The 20612-nt window shown below is 42.2% G+C and carries 19 protein-coding genes; 5 read left to right on the top strand and 14 right to left on the bottom strand.

Annotated elements, in window-relative coordinates:
* The first annotated feature begins 257 nt into the window (after positions 1–257).
* Positions 258–554 carry an integration host factor subunit alpha gene (ihfA, locus tag F9817_RS14365; RefSeq protein WP_161156725.1) on the top strand — a complete coding sequence of 99 codons (297 nt, stop codon included), beginning with the start codon at positions 258–260 and terminating at the stop codon, positions 552–554.
* A 67-nt stretch (positions 555–621) separates the two neighbouring features.
* Here ihfA and F9817_RS14370 read toward each other — a convergent pair whose 3' ends face one another.
* Positions 622–1395: a RelA/SpoT domain-containing protein gene (locus F9817_RS14370; protein ID WP_161156728.1), complete on the bottom strand. Its 774-nt coding sequence runs from the start codon at positions 1393–1395 to the stop codon at positions 622–624.
* 306 nt (positions 1396–1701) lie between these two features.
* Here F9817_RS14370 and F9817_RS14375 point away from each other — a divergent pair, with 306 nt between their 5' ends.
* Positions 1702–2352 (top strand): thiopurine S-methyltransferase, encoded by a 651-nt coding sequence (locus tag F9817_RS14375; protein ID WP_161156730.1) that lies wholly within the window; start codon positions 1702–1704, stop codon positions 2350–2352.
* 85 nt (positions 2353–2437) lie between these two features.
* On the opposite strand, the gene purT is transcribed toward F9817_RS14375, so the two are convergent.
* The 11 genes from purT to F9817_RS14430 form a co-directional block, all read right to left on the bottom strand.
* Positions 2438–3616, bottom strand: coding sequence for a formate-dependent phosphoribosylglycinamide formyltransferase (gene purT / locus F9817_RS14380; RefSeq protein WP_161156732.1), 1179 nt, complete (start codon positions 3614–3616; stop codon positions 2438–2440).
* Between the two features lie 141 nt (positions 3617–3757).
* A complete protein-coding gene (locus tag F9817_RS14385; RefSeq protein ID WP_161156734.1) occupies positions 3758–4642 on the bottom strand; it encodes an AEC family transporter in 885 nt (294 codons plus the stop codon).
* A gap of 175 nt (positions 4643–4817) precedes the next feature.
* Positions 4818–5708, bottom strand: a complete 891-nt coding sequence (gene cdd, locus F9817_RS14390; RefSeq protein ID WP_161156735.1) for a cytidine deaminase — start codon at positions 5706–5708, stop codon at positions 4818–4820.
* 242 nt (positions 5709–5950) lie between these two features.
* The gene (locus F9817_RS14395) at positions 5951–6640 is read right to left on the bottom strand and encodes an LrgB family protein (protein ID WP_161156737.1); all 690 of its coding nucleotides are present in this window, start codon (positions 6638–6640) and stop codon (positions 5951–5953) included.
* The gene (locus F9817_RS14400) at positions 6640–7062 is read right to left on the bottom strand and encodes a CidA/LrgA family protein (protein WP_161156739.1); all 423 of its coding nucleotides are present in this window, start codon (positions 7060–7062) and stop codon (positions 6640–6642) included. The genes F9817_RS14395 and F9817_RS14400 overlap by 1 nt, the downstream gene beginning before the upstream one ends.
* Positions 7063–7093: 31 nt before the next feature.
* On the bottom strand, positions 7094–8518 hold the full coding sequence (gene sbcB, locus F9817_RS14405; RefSeq protein WP_161156741.1) for an exodeoxyribonuclease I: 1425 nt from the start codon (positions 8516–8518) through the stop codon (positions 7094–7096).
* A 323-nt stretch (positions 8519–8841) separates the two neighbouring features.
* Entirely contained in the window at positions 8842–9762 is a 921-nt protein-coding gene (locus F9817_RS14410) for a 3-hydroxyacyl-CoA dehydrogenase NAD-binding domain-containing protein (RefSeq protein ID WP_161156743.1), read from the bottom strand.
* A 147-nt stretch (positions 9763–9909) separates the two neighbouring features.
* Positions 9910–10830, bottom strand: coding sequence for a ParB/Srx family N-terminal domain-containing protein (locus F9817_RS14415; protein ID WP_161156745.1), 921 nt, complete (start codon positions 10828–10830; stop codon positions 9910–9912).
* 157 nt (positions 10831–10987) lie between these two features.
* On the bottom strand, positions 10988–12490 hold the full coding sequence (locus tag F9817_RS14420) for a sensor histidine kinase (RefSeq protein ID WP_161156747.1): 1503 nt from the start codon (positions 12488–12490) through the stop codon (positions 10988–10990).
* A complete protein-coding gene (locus F9817_RS14425) occupies positions 12483–13208 on the bottom strand; it encodes a response regulator (RefSeq protein WP_161156749.1) in 726 nt (241 codons plus the stop codon). The genes F9817_RS14420 and F9817_RS14425 overlap by 8 nt, the downstream gene beginning before the upstream one ends.
* Positions 13209–13659: 451 nt before the next feature.
* A complete protein-coding gene (locus tag F9817_RS14430; RefSeq protein ID WP_161156750.1) occupies positions 13660–14505 on the bottom strand; it encodes a helix-turn-helix domain-containing protein in 846 nt (281 codons plus the stop codon).
* A 139-nt stretch (positions 14506–14644) separates the two neighbouring features.
* Here F9817_RS14430 and F9817_RS14435 point away from each other — a divergent pair, with 139 nt between their 5' ends.
* On the top strand, positions 14645–15838 hold the full coding sequence (locus F9817_RS14435) for a multidrug effflux MFS transporter (protein WP_161156752.1): 1194 nt from the start codon (positions 14645–14647) through the stop codon (positions 15836–15838).
* Between the two features lie 233 nt (positions 15839–16071).
* Here the strand turns inward: F9817_RS14435 and F9817_RS14440 are convergent, their stop codons facing one another.
* Both F9817_RS14440 and F9817_RS14445 read right to left on the bottom strand, forming a co-directional pair.
* Positions 16072–17001 (bottom strand): TIM barrel protein, encoded by a 930-nt coding sequence (locus F9817_RS14440; RefSeq protein WP_161156754.1) that lies wholly within the window; start codon positions 16999–17001, stop codon positions 16072–16074.
* A gap of 23 nt (positions 17002–17024) precedes the next feature.
* Complete coding sequence (locus F9817_RS14445; RefSeq protein WP_161156756.1) at positions 17025–18479, bottom strand: sugar porter family MFS transporter; 1455 nt, start codon at positions 18477–18479, stop codon at positions 17025–17027.
* Between the two features lie 578 nt (positions 18480–19057).
* Between F9817_RS14445 and F9817_RS14450 the strand changes: the two genes are divergently transcribed.
* Positions 19058–19882 (top strand): sugar phosphate isomerase/epimerase family protein, encoded by an 825-nt coding sequence (locus F9817_RS14450; RefSeq protein ID WP_161156758.1) that lies wholly within the window; start codon positions 19058–19060, stop codon positions 19880–19882.
* Between the two features lie 199 nt (positions 19883–20081).
* Positions 20082–20426 (top strand): hypothetical protein, encoded by a 345-nt coding sequence (locus tag F9817_RS14455; protein ID WP_161156760.1) that lies wholly within the window; start codon positions 20082–20084, stop codon positions 20424–20426.
* Positions 20427–20612 lie beyond the last annotated feature (186 nt).

Below are 20612 nucleotides of genomic sequence, written 5' to 3' on the forward strand. Positions count from 1 at the left end.
CACTTATGTAGGGTAATTATCTGAATTATATTCGGTAAATTATCAAAAATGATGTCAAATGTTGGTTTTCATCAAATTATATGCGCCTAGTTTTGTTAAAAAGTGCAGTTTAGGTTGCGAAAAAAAGTTGGCGAAAATCATAAGCTTGGCATACACTTTTCAGGTATTGCTGATATGTTGTTGATTCAGCAAGGCAAATTATTGCCACGGCGCTGTCATCAAGACAGCAAGATTAACTAAGCTTTGAGGGAAGTTTTATGGCGCTCACAAAAGCCGATTTGGCAGAAAGCCTGTTTGAGAAATTGGGTTTTAGCAAACGTGATGCCAAGGAAACGGTTGAGGTGTTTTTCGAAGAGGTTCGTAAAGCACTCGAAAGTGGTGAACAGGTAAAACTCTCTGGTTTCGGCAATTTCGATCTACGTGATAAAAATGAACGTCCTGGTCGTAACCCGAAAACTGGGGAAGACATTCCAATTTCCGCTAGACGTGTCGTAACGTTCCGCCCAGGGCAAAAATTAAAAGCCCGCGTCGAGAACATTGAAGTCACTAAATAAGGACCGAGCATAAAGACCTTGTGATTAGGCAAGGTCTGTATGCCCTCGTGACGTTACTTACACGGATTTAAGCAGCCTGGAGTTGTGTAGTGATATATGGCTGCCAGGCTTGTTGATATAAGTCCTGTGAGCGACTGCGTATTCGATCTATTTTGGTTAACTCTAATTCCGTCAATTCACGGTTTTCCAGTAGAGCCGTGCGTTCAATTTTCTGTACCTGTTCATAAATCGTATGTTCAGGGCCGCTCTTTACTTGTGCAATATTTGCCAAGTGTAACTGAACCTCTGCCACAATATTTGTTTTTGGCAAACGAACCAACAAATTCAAGTCGCGATAACCGGAAGGGGCTGGTTTTTTAAAGCGGTTTTTCACCTTTACCACTGTCGCTTCACGATTCAAAATTTCATACGCTTTTACTAAACTCGGTACATCATCGGCTACGATGGTTGCACGGGCTAAGTCTGTAATACGAGTATTGTCTCCAGCAAATTCCGCTCGTATTTTCTCTTGGGCACGCTCTTTTGATTTTACCCCTGCAAAATGGGGCTGAGTACCAGTGAGCATTGCTGTCGATTTACAAAGATTCTCTAATTCCATTTGTGCTTGATGAGCTTTGGTATACAGAATATCGAAATCATCATAGGGCTGTTTGATTGCCGCGTTGGTCGTTTGAATGCCGTAAAGACCACTTAAACTATGACGAAACAGTTTGCTGCTGACTTCATTTTGAGATTCTGCTCGGTTTTCTGGTGCAGAAGTATCTGCAGGCATTGCTGCAAATGCTGGACCACGGCTGAAGATTAATAGCATGAGTGCCGTGGTACGTAATAAAAGGCTCATTGACTCTCCTTAGCTTACACAGTTGGGTCAGAGTTTGGAGTTAAAGTTTTTCGACACCAAGTAAAGCTGATAGATAGTGAGTACTTATCACGTATATCTATATATAAGGATATTGAGAGCAAACACAATCCCTTTGACGCAATGCTGACATAAACTTTGCAGTTCAGTTGGATAGTTTAATGGCGACTGTTTCCAGGATTAAGATTATCTATCAGTAGGTTAAGTTAAGATTGAGGGCGGTGCTAGGATTCGGTTAGAGAATACGATAATCTTACGCTCATTCCCTTTAAAAGACAGAGAACACTAATGAGAGATCCGGAATTTTGGCACAGTAAATGGGCGTCAAATAAGATTGGGTTTCATCTCGATGATGTTAACCCGTTGCTGGAGACGTTTTGGTCACAGTTAAATCCGCAACGCGAGCAATCCGTGCTAGTGCCACTGTGTGGTAAGTCAGAAGATTTGGTTTGGCTGGCAGAAAGGCATAATGACGTTACAGGTGTTGAGCTCAGTCCAATAGCTGTGAGGGCCTTCTTTGCTGAACACTTTTATACACCACTGGTGACTCAAATTAATCATGCTCATGAATTGTATCAGTTTGATGAACTCTCTATCTTTACGGGTGACTTCTTTACTGCGCCATTGGATAGTGTCGATCTTGTCTATGATCGGGCCGCTATGGTCGCTCTGCCTGAAGATATGCGAGTAGAGTACGTCGAGCATATTAAACGTTTACTAAAACCAGGTGGTAAGGTGCTGCTCGTCACGTTAGATTACCCACAGCAAGAGTTAAGTGGTCCTCCTTTTAGTATTCCGGAGCAAGAGGTGCGTCGCCTATTTGCGGACTGGAATATTACTATATTACAAGAAGATATCGCAGATGAGGATCATCCAAAAATTGCGCAGAAGGGACTATCGCGTTTTTCTGAAGTGGTTTGGATGATTGAAAAAGCCTAGTGGGTCGTTTTACGTCCTAGACGAAAATAAAAATAGCATGCCAAGGCATGCTATTTTTGTATCTGTGCAACGTGTGAAAGCGAACTTAGTTGTAATGAACTTGAATTGCTTTCATTGCATCAATGGCTTTATCAACTGCGCTTTGGGTATCTTTATCGCGGACTAAAGCGACACCTAAGCGACGACGACCAGCGATTTCAGGTTTGCCAAATAGACGAACTTGAGTTTGAGGTAGCGCTAGCGCGTCCTCTAAGCCACTGAATTGAATGTTTTGTGATGTACCATTACCTAGTAGCGCCGCGGAAGCCGCAGGACCGTATTGCGTGATTGAGCCAATCGGTAGACCTGTGAAAGCGCGAACATGCAAGGCAAACTCGGAGACATCTTGTGAGATCAATGTTACGAGGCCAGTATCATGTGGGCGAGGTGACACTTCATTGAAAATGACTTTGTCACCTTTTACAAATAGCTCAACACCAAATAAACCATAACCGCCTAAGGCATTAACCACTTCTTCAGCAACAAATTCAGCAGCTTTACGGGCATTTTCTGACATCACTTGTGGCTGCCAAGATTCACGGTAGTCACCATCTTCTTGGCGGTGACCGATCGGTGCACAGAAGTGCACGCCGTCTACTGCACGAACAGTTAATAGCGTGATTTCATAATCGAAATCGATAAAACCTTCAACAATCACGCGACCAGCACCGCTACGGCCACCTTCTTGAGCGTATGTCCAAGATTTTTCGACATCTTCAGGCGTTTTAATGACACTTTGGCCTTTACCTGACGAGCTCATCACTGGCTTACACACACACGGTGTACCGACGAATTCAACCGCTGCTAAAAATTCTTCGTAGCTATCAGAAAAACGGTAAGGTGAAGTTGGCAGAGAAAGTTCTTCTGCGGCTAAGCGACGAATCCCTTCTCGGTTCATAGTTAGGCGAGTGGCGTTCGCAGTAGGAACAACATTGAGCCCTTGCGCTTCCAGCTCCACCAGTTTTGGTGTAGCAATCGCTTCGACTTCTGGTACGACATAATCGGGTTTCTCTTCCGCGATGACTTTTGCTAGCGCGTCGCCGTCGAGCATGTCAAAAACATGACTACGATGAGCCACTTGCATTGCAGGTGCATCAGCGTAGCGATCACATGCGATCACTTCTAATCCAAGACGTTGACATTCGATCGCTACCTCTTTACCAAGTTCGCCTGAACCTAGAAGTAGTACACGGGTAGCGTTAGCGCGGGTAGCAGTCCCCAACATAGAGAATCCTTTTAAAAATTAATCGGCTTAGTCAAGATAGCCGCAATCATACTGAAAAAAACGAAAAAAGCAAACGTTTGCGTGAGCGTTTCTTTGCGGCAAGAGCTGGTCAATTTAAGCCGTTTTTATGACGGTTTGATGTCAGCTATTAGGCAATGAAAACGCAAACACCAGTAGTGCAGGCAAGGTAACGATAGCGAAGAAATTGCCAAACAAGACCATAGAGGCGACCTTGGTGGGCTCCACTTGGCATTGTTCCGCAAAGAGATAGTTCATCACTGCAGGCGGTAACATCGTGAACAGCACCATCATTTGCATTTGCATTGCTGGTAAAGGGATTAACCAATAGATCAAAGCAAAAGCGACGAAACCTGTGGCAAGAGATTGTAAGGTTGAGATGATGCCAATTTTTAACCCTGACAATTGCATATTGGTCATTTGCGACCCGAGCGACAATAGCATAATTGGGATACAAGCTTGGCCCAATAAATCTGAGGCTTGATAAAGTGGTTCCCATACAGTGACACCACTTAAGTTAATCGCGATTGCGAGCACGGCGGATAAAAAGAGTGGGGACACGAACACTTGTGCCACAGAGGCAGATTTTTTCAAAATACTTTGGCCGACACTCACTTGTAAGCAGGTTGACACTACCATTAGCATCACAGCAGCAGGCATCGCTTGTGGGCCAAATGTATAAGTAAAAATGGGAATGGCTAAATTGCCACTATTACGAAACATATGCAGTGGTGCCCAAGTTTTGTATTGCCAGTTACCCCAGTGGCAAATTGGAATCATCAGTAAGCCGGGGAGTAGAACCGCGATAAGCGACGCACCGATTAAGGGAAGCTGACTCATATCAAGCTTCATATGCAGTAATGATGAAAATACCAATGCAGGCGTGAACGCCACCAAATTCATCTTATTGAGAGGGCGAAAGTCGGGTTTAAACCAAACCGCTAACAAATAACCGACCACCGCAAGTGCCATGACGGGAAACAAAATCGCAATAACTTGGGAAAACATACCATTCCTTGGATAACGTTTAGCAACGTATTTGTATAACTGATTGACTGAGATGAGATTGAGAACTGCGCTTATCTTAACGTGTCTCGAGCGACGTGCCTACATCAAATTCGCTCGATTTATTGGTTAGCAATGAAAGAGGCATAGGACTGCCTCTTTCTAAAAGGGAGGGAGTTTAATCTAAGGCAAGGTACGCAAGGTCGATGTCTGGATTGATGGCTTCTAACGTTGATTGAGTACAAGCAAGGTGACTAATCGTGCCTTGCGCCATTTCAACCAAAGCGGCATGTTCGATAGCGGTAAATTCTTCGCCTCCCATGCGCACTAAGACAAGAGCAACTTGCAGTGGTGGCAGGCTGGGATTAAACGCTGCATTTTCGGCGTAAGCACCGGTGTAATAACGTCCTGATCGCGTTTGTAACGCCACTCCACTCAGGTTATGTGTGTAAGGTGCATGGCTGCGATTAAGCGCGGAAAGTGCGTGTTGAACAATGGCTTCGTCAACATCACAGTGCTGCCCATTGTCGATTTTGGCCATCAATGCAGATTCGATACCTAAATCCTTTGGTCCGAATGACTCTGGCAAATAGTGTTGAAGCGATTGGCTATCACGTGCTGGCAGTTGGATTTGCAGGGAATCAGCTGTGGTTAACTCATTCATAAATTGGCGACAGTGACCACATGGCGTGTGGTTGACTGTGAGATCTTTAATCCCTTCTTCTCCTTTGGTCCAAGCATGGCTAATTCCGGCTTGTTCAGCGTGAATGGTTTGTCCAAGCTGGGCTCCTGAAAATTCCATATTGGCACCAAAATAAATACGACCACTTAACCCGCGTACAATAGCGCCAACATAAAAGTTTGAAATAGGTACATAGGCAAAAGCGGCGGCCAATGGCAGCAGAGCGATACGCAGTTCAGCATCGCTATAACCGGACAACGTTAATAGTTGGGTAAAATGCTCGGCAGATAGTGTTGCATCAAAATCGTCGGCAAGCACGATAGGGGAAAGATAATCGGAAATGGCTTCAGGTAACGTTTTTAGTGCTTCTTCAATACGGCCTTTCATAAGCTGTCCTTGTTTATTTATGGAGAATTAGTGTAGGAAAATGAGGATTTTTATAAGTGATTTAAATCACAATTTTATTGAAATTGAATTTATTTGTTACATAAATAGAGTGCGATCACACATGTTATCGATTACAGGTGTGCAACTTGTGAACTATATCTATATTCATTCGCTCGCATACGAAAAAGCCGAGAACGGTGGTTTCTCGGCTTTAGATAAGTGCAATACAGTATGTTGATGGGTCAATTCACTATGAAGTGGTGTAACCAAACGATAATGCCAAAAAAGATGGGGGCAAGAATAGAGGTAATTACGCCACACATGACCAACGCTAATGAACTAAATGCGGCATCTTTAGGTTCACGTTCTGCACACGTTGCAGTACCTAGTGCGTGGGAAACTGATCCCATGGTAAGCCCTTTAGCAATAGGGTGAGTAATATTTAACATTTTAAATATTGGATAACCCATAATGGCGCCGAATAAGCCTACGAGCACAACGACAATGGCAGCAATAGAAGGTTCGCCGCCAAGATTTTTTGATACTTCCATCGCGATAGGAGTCGTAATGGATTTCGCCATTAAAGATGCAATCAGCGTAATATTGGTTCCCATTAATACAGCGATAATACCCGCTGTCATCATCGACATAATGCTGCCAACGGTACATGCCAACATGATAATTCGCCAGTTTGCCCTAATTTGCGGTAACTGTTCATACAATGGGAAAGCCAGAGCAACCACTGCAGGAGCTAAAAGATCACTGATATAAATGTTATCTGCGTAGTAGGTATCAAAAGGAACACCGAGTAGCATCAAAATAGCAATTAAAATGACAATACTCATTAGCAGTGGATTGGCTAACGGTGAATGGATTTTAGTTGCAATCCAGCGGCATAAGAAAAAAACCACAAGCGTAAGAATGAGCCACATTATGCTTTCTCCTTAATGCTTTGAGCGCCGACGCGCTGGAGCTTTTTTTCTTTTTTAGGCTTCTTATCGGTATTGAGGTAACGGTCTAAAATGAGACTTAACGTCACCATGACGATAGCACTGCCGCCAATAGCACTGGCGAGAATAGACCAAGCGTTATCCAGTAGCATGTCAAAATGGTTCATCAGCCCTACGCTGATAGGAACAAATAACAGCATCATATAACGGATGAAAATGTGACAGCCGGGACGAACCCAATCGACAGGCGCCAAACCACTTGCCAGTAAGGCAAACAGAATGAGCATACCAAAAATACTCCCTGGAACGGCCACGCCGAGCATTTTTTGAATCCAGTTTCCTATCGCTAAGCTGATGAAAATCAGTGCGAATGAAACGATATATTTAAATAGTGTGTTTAACATATATACTTCGCATACAAGAATTTAATACCCATTAAGAGGCGAGTTGTTCTACGTATTGATATACCGATTTTAAGAGTGCGATTTTCTTTGTATCGCTTTCATGTTCATGAACCAAGTTTTCTAAATTGAGCATATAAGATTCAAGATTTTGCTCGAAATAATCTCGGCAATGATGTGTCCATTGGCGCTGTTCGGTATCATTGAGCGTCCATGGGTAATTACGAGCTCGATAACGGAATAAAAGAGGCGCAATACGCGGGTCATTAAACTGAATATCAAGGGAACCTAAGGCTTCGGGATCACTTTCACGAATAATTTCCATTGCAGCTTTATCAGCTGGAGAGAAAAATCCGTCATACAGCTGAGTATCGACGTCACTGCTTTTTTCAAACTCACGCTCAACACCAAATAGCGCGATAAGTTTTTCGCGAATCTCTGGGTGACTTTTGATCGTAGCTAAGTGAGCCAAACATTGTTCACGATTAATACCAATCGCGTGTGCGTTATCTGCAGTTAGTGTTTTCGCTGGCGCTAATATCGGACACTTATTTAGTTGCACCAATTTAACGGGAACAGGGAGCTCATCAGGCGCTAAATCATCATGGCGAGTGTATAAACGCTCACGCAATGCATCTGCATCTAAATCGAGCAGTGGCTGCGGATCTTTAGCTAAATCAACCACAATCACGGCATTTTGATTCGTTGGGTGCCATGCAACGGGCACGACCCAGCTAGTGTATTGGCATTCTCTACCTAACATGCCTGACACATGCATTAACGGTGTCAGGTTTACGATATCGATCAGATCATTAAGTTTACGTTTATTACGCATGCTGTAGAAATAATCAAACAGCTTTGGTTGAGCGGCTTTGACTTTTTTCGCCATCTCAATTGTTGCAATAACATCGGCGAGCGCATCGTGCGCATTTTCATGTTCTATACCGTTAGCTTTCGATAGATGTTCGAGTTTAAAGCTAGTAAATCCATCTTCGTTTTCCGGCCACTCGATTCCTTCAGGACGCAATGCATGACATGCGCGCATCACATCTAATAGATCCCATCGAGAATTTCCGTTTTTCCAGCTCCACTCATACGGATCTAAGAAATTACGGTAGCAGGTATAACGTGTCACTTCGTCATCAAATCGAATGCTGTTATAACCAAGGCTGGTTGTATTTGGTGTCGCGAGCTCATCATAGATACGACGAATAAACTCTGGCTCTGGTAATCCTTCGGCCATTGCTTTTTGTGGTGAGATTCCAGTAATAAGTGCGGCTTCAGGCCCCGGTAGATAATCGGCAGGTAGGCGACAATAAATCACCACAGGTTCGCCGATGATGTTAAAGTCTTTATCCGTTCTTACTCCAGCGAACTGACTTGGTCTGTCTTTGGCTGGGCTGGTACCCCAAGTTTCGTAGTCAAAGAAAAAGAAAGTCGGCTGGTGTTCCTGTTGCATGTCTTATTACCTAGTGATCAATGATTCAAGGCTATTAGACCATTGCAACGATTACATAGCAATCGCCGCTCTTAGGATAAATGCACTGAGAATCATAAAAAGTGTTTAACCGAAAACGTTCGGTTAAAACAACGGCAAAACAATATTCCATCTATTACATAAAGACAAGGCGGTAGATCAATAAGTTGCTGGTTAGTTGATGCCAATTAAGCTCGGTTATTTTTGGGGTAGGAGTGAGGTTACTTGGGTATGGGCACTTATCGAGTATAGAAATAATGAGAGGGAATATTTTGTACCATTCCCTCGTTTTTATTATCAACAGCTTAGTGGCTGTTCTGATCATTGATAATTACTTGCTGGCGGCGATCCCTTTCATCACAATAATGCTGTAAATCACGTTTAGGATAAGCGTTGTTCGCTTGTTTACCGATAGCAGAGATTAAGTCATTGGTTAGCATATCAGGCTGACCAATTGCGTTAGCTAGACCCACACCAATATGTTCCAGTAAGTGGGTTAAACCACCTGCGCCGCCACCTAAATGAAAAGCGAGTAGCGGCCCAACACTTGCCCAGCGGATACCAAGGGAATGAGTCACGATATCATCCAGCTCTTTGATACCGACCACGCCTTCGTTAACCAGTTTAATCGCTTCGAGTACTAGCGCCATTTGGAGTCTATTGGCGACAAACCCTGATTTTTCATGATTCAGTGCGACAGGGAATTTGCCAAGAGATTGATAAAACTCAGTTGCTTGTTGAATCAGTTGCGGTGACGTTGTTTTAGCGGCGCAAATTTCTACTAAGGGTAGAATATGAGGAGGATTAAACGGGTGACCAATCACAATACGATGACTGTTATTCATTTTCGCCCCTTGCGTGCTGGCAACGATACCCGAGCTTGAGGACAATAATAAACAATCGGCGCTGACATATTGCTCAATCTCTGCCCAAAGCGCTTGCTTAAATGTCACAGATTCAGGACCAGATTCTTGAATGTATTTAGCATCCATTGTCGCTTTCTTGAGGTCGTGACAAGCATGAACGCGCGACAATATCGAGTTAACATCTTGTGGGAGGTCTGGAATCTGTTTTAGGTAGAGTGGGAGAGTATGGGTCAGTTGATCATCGAGATCGTCACGAGGATCGTATACTTGCACTTCGTACCCTTTGGCAGCAAATAACGCCGCCCAGCATAAACCGATGACACCAGCCCCTATGACTGCAACATGAGTTGAGTTATTCATAAGCATTTCCTTACGCAATCCAATTGAGATGTGCTGGGCAATGCTAAAACTGATATTTGTCGTTATGCACCGCCTAGCGATTAGCATACGGTTTACGCTAACGCTACATGGCGGTGGGTACTAGAAGAAAAGGTCACAAAATAGGCATTACTTACTGAGTTGCTGTTTGTATTCGATCATATAACTCAGTTTACTGAAGCGTTTTTGTAAATGCTTAAGCCCTTTTTTACTGACTTTTGGATATTGACCAAGATCGACGGCGTTTTTACCCGATCCGCCAAGGTTTGGGCTACGCAAGCGAATAATGGCATCGCCACCTTCGGCTAAGGCTTTCAAGTAACCTTGTTGAGTGTTGAGATCATACTGATTCAAATCAAACACAGTACGCACTGCTGTAGCCCAGTAAAACTCAATATACGGCATGGCTGGGTTAGGTTTATCCCAACTGATGCCTCGTGAAAAATACATAAATGACCGATAACGGTCATCATCAAATTTGCTTAACTCAAGATCGGTAGGTAATTGATGCCATGAAATTGGATTGTGGTAACGGTTGAATAGCCAAGCGTTATTATCCATGATCATGTTTTGCCAAAAATCAGTGGTACTTTCGCTGCGGTAATCTTTAGTGATAATGACATGCACTTTAAGGTCTTTCCCCGCTTCAGGCAGTTGCCATAAACTTACAAAAGTGTGGTGACCATCGGTAAGGTATAGTTTTGCATCAGGACCAATCACTGCGGTTTTCATATCATCGCGCTCAGTACCAACAGGCTCTTTACATTTATAGCTAGAAGCATCGGTTGGTTTGGAGTGCTCGTAAAAATGGGCAATCCCTTTCTCGCCGTTTATCTCACATAGCGTGTCATAAAGTTTTTTAGGCTCATGGGAAAACCGGCCCAATTTATAGTAGATTTCGTCGTAACCAACAGAAGGCTGAGTAGGATGTAGTTGTGACAGTGTCACTGATATGATTTGATTCGGTTTTACGTTATCAAGATTCTCAGCCAAAGCAGTATGAGATCCTGCGAGAAAAATGAAGGCTGACAGTATATGGCCTAGTTTCATTAACATCGTCCTTTTATAAGCAAATTAAGCCGTCACAGTGTAGAGAAGTGGTACGGTATGGCAGGTATCACACTTATTATCGAAGCGGCTTTTATCTCTATGATAATCCGCTAGGGATAAGATTGGGTTAAGATTTTGTTTAGATACCTAACAGCGGCTACTCATTGCGTGGAATAGAGAGAGTAATCGTCGCTTTAAGACCATGCGGGGAGTTGGCTGCAAGCATTAAACGACCACCAAAACTGGATGCAAGTGAGTGGGTGATGGATAGTCCAAGTCCGACATTCGATGAGCCGGTGTCTCGCGCTTCATTAAGGCGTGTAAAAGGTTTGAGAACTTCGGCTAATTGGTGTTCGGGAATGCCCACCCCAGTATCGGCTACGCAAATCTGTAATTGTTGTCCAGTTCGTCGCACCGACAAATCAATATCGGCTTCGTCACCGGCATATTGGATCGCATTATTAATTAAATTTTCGATCATGCGCTGCACACTTAGTGTTGGAATCGACGCTGTTAAACTCGATGTTGCTTGATAGTGTATTTCGACGCCTTTCTCATCGTATTCATCCACAATGGTTTGCAACAGGCTATTGATGTCTGTCATTTGACGTGGTTCGCGCTGCACATCGTTGCGGGCAAATTGCATGGTGGCAGTGAGCATTTTTTCCATGGTGTTGAGTGTCGATAACATTTGCTGTTTATCGTCACTGTCTTCGATAAATTCTAATCTCAGTCTTAAGCTGGTTAATGGTGTTCGCAAGTCATGGGAGATTGCTGCGAGAAGTTTAGTCCGCTCGGTAATATAGTCAGTTACTTGGTGTTGCATATCGTTAAAGGCATCAATCGTTGGAGTGAGGTCTCTAGGCGTGTTAGTCGAGTTCACGGGGTAGACTTGTTTGTTTCGCGCAAATGCCTGTGCCGCATTACCAAGTTCAGTCACTGGCGCTAAAGCGCGGCGTACCACCCACAGTACGAGCAAGATGGTGAGCACCATGACTGTCGCTAAACCAATTAAAACGCTGGTTGACCAGTGGGTGATGTTACTTTCAATGCCTGATGAGAAATTAAGCCATTGGCCGGAAGAGAGTTCAATCGAACCATTGACCGTTGCGGTATAACTTAACATCGCATTGGCTTGGCGATAATAAGCCATATTATGCCGGTGACTGGCTGATGAGTTAGCCATCATTCCATTTCCCATCATGGCACGATTATCCATCATAGATTCACCGCGGAGATTATCGGCTCGATGATTTTGTTGTGGCTGGGATAATGCCATTAATGGTCGTTGGTTTTGGGTGACGAGCTCAATGTGAGCGTTTTTAACCCCAATTTGCTCTAAGCGTCTGAGAATCGTTTGTTCCATCTCATTGGGTGAAGAATTTTGAGGGATGGTGGGCGTGTCGGTTAAAGAGAGTTGCAAATCAGAACTGCGACTAGCCGTGATGATCGAAGCGTGCACATTATCCGGCGTTTGCTCTAACGTATCTGCTACTGAAAGAACGCGTTGGAGTGAGCCTGATACCGATAACTGATTAAGCCGTTGAGATTTATCGTAACTTAGCAGGTAGAGTGACAGCACAAAACTCAGTATAAAACCGACCAGCACCACCAAGCCAATTTGATGAATCAGTTTCAGTTTTGAATACCAGCTAAACATGGGTTACCTCGCAGCTAAATTGATAGCCGCCTCCCCAAATGGTCTTGATCAGTCGAGGTTTTTTAGGATCAGTTTCGATCTTCTTCCTTAAGCGGCTGATCAGTGTATCGATCGCTCGGTCATAGACATCAGCGCCACGCCCTTGAACTAATTTAAGGAGATCTTCACGGCTAAGCACCACATTAGGATGCGATAAAAAGGCCAATAACATGGTGAATTCGGTTGAGGTGAGCGGCACCAACACTTGCGTTGGATTTTTTAGTTCACGGCTGGTGGTATTGAGCTGCCAATCGGCAAAAAGGTATTGAGTTGGGTTAGACGCAAGCTGCTCTTCCACATTTGGAATCGCAAAATGACGCCTTAATACGGATTTTATACGAGCCAGCAATTCTCTTGGATTAAAGGGCTTAGGAACGTAATCATCAGCACCGACTTCTAATCCGATAATACGATCAACATCTTCCCCTAGTGCCGTGAGCATAATGATCGGGATATTACTGTCACCGCGAATTTCTCGGCATAAAGTGATCCCATCTTTACCGGGAAGCATTAAATCGAGGATTAACAGATCAAACTTTTGTGCAGCAAGATGTTGATACATTTCAACCCCGTCCGCAGCTGTTGTGACAAGCAAGCCATGCTGTTGCAGAAACCTCTGCAACAAATCACGAATATCTTTGTGATCATCAACGACCAAAATTCGATACGCTCTTTCCATTTCAACCTCTTACTTCTCTGCTCCCTTACTACTATAAACAGATTTTTTGAGAATATGTGACAAAGTTTGTCAAAGAGCGCTTTTGCCATATTTTATTAGAAAGAGGGCGTTTCCACGTTGATATGCAGTCGAACGGAAAGAAAGCATCGTTCTGATAGGAGCCGTGTTTTCTTAGTTAATTGGGACCGAATAGGGGCGATGGTGGCAAACTCATTTCTGTCCTAAAACTGTTTATCTCAAGATTCCTGACCTACATATTCTAATAACAGGTGATGAGCCTAGTTGAGCTCTTATAATTATACAGATGCTTTCTACAATTTATGAGTGGAAGAAAAATAAAGAACTATAGAACAGCATGTTAATTCTAGGTGTCTGTATTTTCTGAAGATCTTATCAAGACAGTGATTTGGACCAAATGTTAGTAATGCTTTGAAGTTGATGGTTCCGTCATTCAGGCATCAAACAGTTCTGCTAGATGCTGTTCATCAATACTTTCACTAGGGGAATAAATATTTAGACGGCTATTCGAGTTTCCGTCAATGTTCCACCATATCTGTTTATCTAACGTTATATGCCCAATAGAAGCATGATTGTAAGTGTATGAGGTTTCCTCTGGCTGTAGCACGCTGTTGTTCTGCCAAGCAGACACAAATATTGGAGATTGAGAGATAAATGATTCAATTTTCAGTTTTAATTTTTCGTCGTTAGGATTCGCTGCCAGCGCATTTCTCAGAAATCCTGCTATTCGATATATCTGTCTTTCAAGCTTAGATTTGCTATCGATATTGAGAAATTTGTTCCAGTCAGTATTTGAGATGGTAAGGTACAAGTAATTTCTATTTTCAGGTTCGATTTCCATTACAGAAAACCCAACCATGAGATCAAATGCTTTATTAGAGCCAATAATATCGAGATATTCATTTTGCAATAATGCGGGCAGTGGGTTTAGTTGAAACAGGAGTTGGCTGGTTTTTGATGTTAATGTCGCAGATTGAACAACAGGTAGTCCGTTGGGTACTGAATTAACTAGGTTACAAATATATTTGTACTCAGAAGGGGATAACAGCAATGTATCTGATATTGCTTTTAAAACTTGCATCGAGATACCCAATGCTTGCCCACGTTCTATTTGGCTATACCAAACGGTACTGATACCAGCTTTGTATGCCACATCCTCTCTTCTCAATCCTTTAGCTCTAGAGCGAATAGGTCTTGATAGTCCAATCGATTCAGGTTGAACCTGCTCTCTCTTTATGCGTAAAAAATCACCTAAAAGCTTCAGATGTTCGTTTTGCACGACTACTTACCCTATACAATTTATATACATATAAACACTTACTTGTGCGAATTCTTGCCCATTTCATAATGACCACCTTCGTCTTAGTCGTATGACTTAAGACAAATTTACATCGGTTGAGTTGAGGGTAAGAGAAGTAATGAATGATAAGTTAACCAGACCACATTTTCTAGCAATCCTATGCATACTGATGGCGTTTGCCTCTTTATCTATTGATTTGTATCTACCCGCTATGCCATTGATGGAGAAAGAACTGCATGGGGACATTGAATTAACCGTTACCGCGTTTCTCATAGGATTTTCTATCGCTCAATTAATATGGGGACCTATTAGTGATTCTTTTGGGCGTCGTTTGCCTCTTTTCATCGGTATGTTTATGTTTATCGTAGGCTCTGCTGGATGTGCGTTCTCTATCAATATTGAGCAGATAGTGCTTTGGCGAATTGTTCAAGCATTTGGTGCTTGTACCGGTCCCATGCTTGCGAGGGCAATGATCCGAGATTCTTTTAGCCGTATTAAGGCGGCACAGATGTTTTCAACACTATTTTTCTTTATGGCTGTTGCGCCAATTGTCGGTCCTTTAATTGGAGGGCAGATAATTCGTTTTAGTCGTTGGCAAGTCATTTTCGGAATGTTAATCGTTCTCGGTGTGTTCATGTTTATCTCATTGTTTGCATTACCTGAAACGTTACCTGAAGAGAAGAGAGTCACGTTGTCTTTTGTAAACGCATTTCATAACTATCTAGTACTTCTGAAGAATCGAACCTTCATGAAATATACGCTTTGTCTGACATTCTTCTATGTTGCTGCATACGCTTATATGACTGGCTCGCCATTTGTTTACATCAGCTATTTTGGAATAGCGCCACAATACTTTGGTTTACTCTTTGGACTTAATCTTTTAGGAGTTATGGCAATGAGTATGATAAATCGGCGCCTTGTTTTACGATACCCATTAAAATACTTACTAAAAGCGGCAGCTTTCGTTTCTTTACTAGCAGCAGCTGTATTGGCTTTAGTGGTTAAGTTACAAATCGGAGGGGTTATTGCTGTTGTACTATCAATCTTTTTATTTTTTTCAATGAATGGGATCATCGCCGCTAATACTACAACAGCTGCATTAGATTCCGCCCCATTTTTAGCAGGCTCTGCTTCAGCCGTTATTGGCGCTCTGCAATATGGAAGTGGTATTGTATCGACTCTTTTATTGGCATTTTTTCATGATGGAACACCCTGGACGATGGCTTGGATTATGTTGGTGTTTACATTTGCTAGTGTTGTAACACTGTTACTACCAAATACCACAGTAAAAGAAAGTGTAGTGGTTGAGTAAAATAGACCACCGGTTTAGACGTTGACGTTTCTCATATATTTCATCTGAAATGAGCTAGTTACTATCCAATTCCTAGCTCATTTCTGTCCAAAAATGTGTTTCAATCTTTGTTAGTATCAATGGAAACAAGCTTAAAAATAGAAAATTTTCCAACTGTAATGTGCTCTGACGCGATATAGAAGGGGAAAGCGGCGAATTAGCGCTATTCCGCGTGGCTTTCCCTTGTTGTAGTGTTATCGGCTAAAACCGACAGACTTGAGGTAGTTCAGGCTTTCGGTGACGTCGGCTAAACTCCCGTCAACATTGAGGGGATCACGTTCTTGTTCAATCGTAATCCAACCTTGGTAGTCAACGTCTACTAAATATTTGTGGATTGCGGGATAGTCTATTGCCCCTTTACCTATCGGGCACATTACCCCTTCGGCACAAGCTGAGAAAAAGTCTAACTCTCGATTAATCACTGTTTTGTGAATTGCTGCATTGACGTCTTTAAAATGGATATAGTCGATGCGATCAAGGTATTTAGTTAACCACACAATAGGATCCATACCTGAGTAGTAAAGATGTCCTGTATCAAAACATAGCCCTGCAATGTCATAGGGAATCGCTTGCACTAACTGTTCAATTTCATCTGCAAATTCTATATATCCACCTGCATGCGGATGGATCACAGGTCTTACGCCATATTCTTGCCATGCGAGCTGGCTAATCTCCTTAATATGTTGCACCATTTTATTCCAATCATAGCTGTTCATTCGTGGTGCCTTATTTGAATTGCCCGCATAACGTGCGCGTTCACTATGACCAAAATCGATGATGACCAAATAGGGGGCGGGATAGTTGGACCCGAGCAGCCGTTCTGATGTGGGGATTTGAGACAAATTGCGGCAAATATTATGAGTCAACTCCAGAATGTTGGCGAAATTATCTTCGCTGACTAAATCATCAAAAATCGTGCCTGCGACGATAGAGAGGTCGCGCTGATTTAATTCGTCACTGAGCACTTTAGTATTAGTCGGTAAATAACTCCACGGCCCTAATTCAATACTTTTGTATCCCGCTTGGTGAGCTTCATTTAACACTTTATCCCACGGCGGAAGATGAGGGTTGTTGGGATCGTCCACCCCCCAACTGCAGGGGGCATTAGCAATATGAATCGTCATGATAATTGAGTCCTATTTAACATTTAGTTTGTTGCTTCTTTAGTGGCGTGACTTTTTATTGGCACATAGTTGTGATCAACACGTGCCGTCAGTAAGTCTTCAACTTCTTCTAGTGGGATCCCTTTAGTTTCAGGAATATAACGTTTCACGAACCATAATGAGAGCAGGCACGTCATGGAGAATAATAGTAATGGAAAACCACCATTAAATTTTTGGTGTAGCCAAGCATTGTTATTAATGACCGGAAATAACTGACTAATAATGAAATTCGATCCCCACATAGCGGCATAGGCAATCCCCATACCGATACCGCGGATGCGGTTAGGTAATATTTCACCAACGACAGTCCAAGCAATTTGCGACCATGTCATCCCGAAAATGAACATGAACCCTAGTAGGCCAATAATTGAAACATATCCTTTAATGCCTAGGTAAAAAATGACGAATGTTAAGGCGAGACAAAAGAAGGTGCCGAAAGAGCCAATCAGCAACAATACTTTGCGGCCGACTTTATCGACGAGTGCCATACCAGTGAGCACGCCAAGAAATTGCAAACCTGCGAGCCAAGTAACCAAAAACATCGCTTGTTCCATACTGTCGGTGACGTTTCGCAGTAAAGTTGGACCAAAATATTGAATGATGTTGATGCCGGTAAATTGGTTAAAGGCAGCGACTAAAGATGCGATTAAAATAAAGATTTTTGCGTTACGGCCAAGTGGTGTTTTCTGGGTAAGTTTTTTATTCATCCGATCCAATTTATCGATTTCGAATGATTTTTTAATTTCTTCTAAGACATGTGCCGCATGCTCTTTAGTCGAAATTCGCGCCAGTGTTTTCAGCGCTTCATCGTTACGCCCTTGCATCACATTCCAGCGAGGAGATTCAGGAATAAATCCCACAAAGATAAGGAAAGCGGCACAAGGAACAAGACCAAAACCAAGCATATAACGCCAACCTGTGGCGGTAAGCCAACTGTGATCCGCTCCTTTGACGATTAAGTAATTCACCGCTAGAACAAGTACTTGTCCACCCACAAAACAAATCATATTCATGGTGACAACACGACCCCGATAAGCCGCAGGAGCGATTTCGGTCATATAAATAGGTGAGACGACGGATGATAATCCGATACCAAATCCACCTACAATACGAAAGATAATAAAGGTAGTGAAGTTGGTCGCAAGTGCCATTCCTACGATTGAAATAAGCATAAAGAATACCGTTATCGTAAGAGCCATTCTGCGACCATAACGATCGGCAAGTTTGCCTGCTAGATAAGCCCCCAAAACGCATCCGATAACAATACTGGACACTGCCCAACCTGTTTGTGATGAGGTTAATGCAAAATGTGTTGTTAGTGGCTCAATAACCCCGGAAATAACCGATGTATCATAACCTTGTAATAAACCTCCTAATGCAGCAACCGTGCATATAGCAATAACATAAAGTAAGTTATGCTGCTTTGTTCCGCTGTTCATGATTATATCCTTTTGTAGAACATAATATTATTTAAGCGTGTAGGGTATTGCTTATATAACATATGTATAAGTTATTGGAATTAATATTTTTGTTCTTATTTTTAAACTAATATCTATATTTTTTGTGTGGGTATAAATGTGATCTTAGTTAATAGATGAATATTTATCTTTTCCTTTTGTTGTGGAATAAAATGTTCGTTTATAAATAAAGAGGAATATTGGTTCTATTTCTTTGATGAAGATCTAAGTTGTTTTACTTCGATGTTCGAAATAAAACAAAACATTTATTCAACATATTAAATATAATTTTGTTTTTATATAGTACTGAAAATTAATAACTTAATAGTAATTTTGTTTGAAATTTGAAGGTGTAGTGATCTGAGTAACAAAACGAAAACAATTTAATGAGCGGTTAGATAAGAAGCATTTTTTGGTTGTTGTGCTTATAATGTGACTGTCTTAATGGTGATTATTTTTCATTATGTATATTTTTGATCTAAATATTTCAATCAATGTAATTAATAGGTAAGTGTATTTAAATAGCCGTTTGTCTAATTTAAATATATCGAGGATTTATTATGAAAAAAGCGCTTCATGGGGTGTCAGTTTGGTATAGCAATGCAGCTACTCAATTACGAATTGCTAGAGATTGTGGTTTTGATGCACTAGAAATTCTGCCGGAACATTTATTTAGGTATTTAGATAATGGTGGAACTTTTGATAAATTCATTCAATTAATGGATGAATATAATATTGAGATCAGTTGTATTAATGCGTTGAAGCGTATTGGTCGATATAAAAATGGTGAACGTGATCAAATGCTACGCGAAGCAGAACGAATCTGCCAAGCCGCTAAGCGGTTAAAATGTCCAGTTGTGCAAATAATGGCTCTTAACGAACTTGATGATTTAACTGAAGGTGAGCGCACCTCCATTTTGGTCAGAAATATTCGCGATATAGCCGATATTGGAAAAAAATACGGGGTTAAATTTCAAATTGAAGTCGTTGCTTTCACTAAGTTTAATAGCTTAAGCCAAGGGTTAGAGATCATTCGCCGGGTTGATCGTGACAATGTTGGTCTTGTCATCGATTTTTGGCACTTACACTCTGGGGGCGCGACGACTCCAGATGAAGTTGCGAATATGGACGTAAACCTAATTTATGGTGTTCATTTTTGCGATGGCAGAGTAGTGAAACAAAATGAAAAATGGGATGAGTGGGTGCAGCGAGATTATCAACCGGGAGAGGGGGAAGTCGATGTACCTGCATGGATCAAGGCCGTTAAAGCCACTGGATATGATGGTGTTTGGAGCCCTGAACAATTGAGCCCAACTCACTGGGAAGATGATTTATGGAAAATTGGCAAAGATAACTACAACAGTCTTGTCAAATATTGTGCTTGAGATTTGTAGGATTCGTGGTTGGCGGCTAAGTAAAGCCTCTTAGCGCCATCCATTGAAGCAGCGCTAAAACGGTCACTTTGTGACAAAGTTTGTCAAAGTACAGTGTTGTCATATTTTGTCAGAAAATAAGGGATTTACGACACACATTATTCTCTTCGGAGTGCTGTAATAACCACAGTTACCGAGCAGGAGAATGAACATGAAAACATTAACTAAAGTGGCGTTAATTATTGGTGCTTTAACATTATCTGTTGGAGCGTATGCGCATTGGGGGAATATGGGAAATGGTTATTCGATGATGAGCAGTAACAATCCCAATTATCAAACCATGCAGTCATTAAAACAGAACCCGCAAGCCATGGCACAATGGCACCAAAATATGCAAAATAACCCCGAATTGCGCCAACAGTGGATACAACAAATGCGCTCAAACGGTGGCATGGCAATGAATGGCTCACAAATGGGAATGAAAGGGCATAGCCATCGTGGGCAAGGAAGTTGCCCAATGGCACTTACTTCGTTTGATTCAACACCAACAAAATAAGATCGTAGGCAGGGGATTCTCACTAGGTTCGATGCCTAAATACAGTAACAGCAGAGTGAGCAATCATTCTGCTGTTTTTTTGCGCAGACAAATCACAAGCTGTTTTTATCTAGGATGTTCTCATTCAAGACACATTGATAAAGGTCGATACTTTCGGCACTGACTTTGCTTGAGTTTTGTTGTATA

Origin of the sequence: Vibrio eleionomae (genome assembly GCF_009874545.1) — a bacterium.
GTDB classification, from domain to species: Bacteria; Pseudomonadota; Gammaproteobacteria; order Enterobacterales; family Vibrionaceae; genus Vibrio; species Vibrio nitrifigilis.

Bases quoted from the DNA above. Each gene is read 5' to 3' on its own strand.
- F9817_RS14450 (WP_161156758.1), top strand. From the start codon at position 19,058: ATGAAAAAAGCGCTTCATGGGGTGTCAGTTTGGTATAGCAATGCAGCT.
- F9817_RS14375 (WP_161156730.1), top strand. From the start codon at position 1,702: ATGAGAGATCCGGAATTTTGGCACAGTAAATGGGCGTCAAATAAGATT.
- F9817_RS14445 (WP_161156756.1), bottom strand. From the start codon at position 18,479: ATGAACAGCGGAACAAAGCAGCATAACTTACTTTATGTTATTGCTATA.
- F9817_RS14410 (WP_161156743.1), bottom strand. From the start codon at position 9,762: ATGAATAACTCAACTCATGTTGCAGTCATAGGGGCTGGTGTCATCGGT.
- F9817_RS14425 (WP_161156749.1), bottom strand. From the start codon at position 13,208: ATGGAAAGAGCGTATCGAATTTTGGTCGTTGATGATCACAAAGATATT.
- F9817_RS14420 (WP_161156747.1), bottom strand. From the start codon at position 12,490: ATGTTTAGCTGGTATTCAAAACTGAAACTGATTCATCAAATTGGCTTG.
- F9817_RS14455 (WP_161156760.1), top strand. From the start codon at position 20,082: ATGAAAACATTAACTAAAGTGGCGTTAATTATTGGTGCTTTAACATTA.
- cdd (WP_161156735.1), bottom strand. From the start codon at position 5,708: ATGAAAGGCCGTATTGAAGAAGCACTAAAAACGTTACCTGAAGCCATT.
- purT (WP_161156732.1), bottom strand. From the start codon at position 3,616: ATGTTGGGGACTGCTACCCGCGCTAACGCTACCCGTGTACTACTTCTA.
- F9817_RS14385 (WP_161156734.1), bottom strand. From the start codon at position 4,642: ATGTTTTCCCAAGTTATTGCGATTTTGTTTCCCGTCATGGCACTTGCG.
- F9817_RS14400 (WP_161156739.1), bottom strand. From the start codon at position 7,062: ATGTTAAACACACTATTTAAATATATCGTTTCATTCGCACTGATTTTC.
- sbcB (WP_161156741.1), bottom strand. From the start codon at position 8,518: ATGCAACAGGAACACCAGCCGACTTTCTTTTTCTTTGACTACGAAACT.
- ihfA (WP_161156725.1), top strand. From the start codon at position 258: ATGGCGCTCACAAAAGCCGATTTGGCAGAAAGCCTGTTTGAGAAATTG.
- F9817_RS14435 (WP_161156752.1), top strand. From the start codon at position 14,645: ATGAATGATAAGTTAACCAGACCACATTTTCTAGCAATCCTATGCATA.
- F9817_RS14440 (WP_161156754.1), bottom strand. From the start codon at position 17,001: ATGACGATTCATATTGCTAATGCCCCCTGCAGTTGGGGGGTGGACGAT.
- F9817_RS14370 (WP_161156728.1), bottom strand. From the start codon at position 1,395: ATGAGCCTTTTATTACGTACCACGGCACTCATGCTATTAATCTTCAGC.
- F9817_RS14395 (WP_161156737.1), bottom strand. From the start codon at position 6,640: ATGTGGCTCATTCTTACGCTTGTGGTTTTTTTCTTATGCCGCTGGATT.
- F9817_RS14415 (WP_161156745.1), bottom strand. From the start codon at position 10,830: ATGAAACTAGGCCATATACTGTCAGCCTTCATTTTTCTCGCAGGATCT.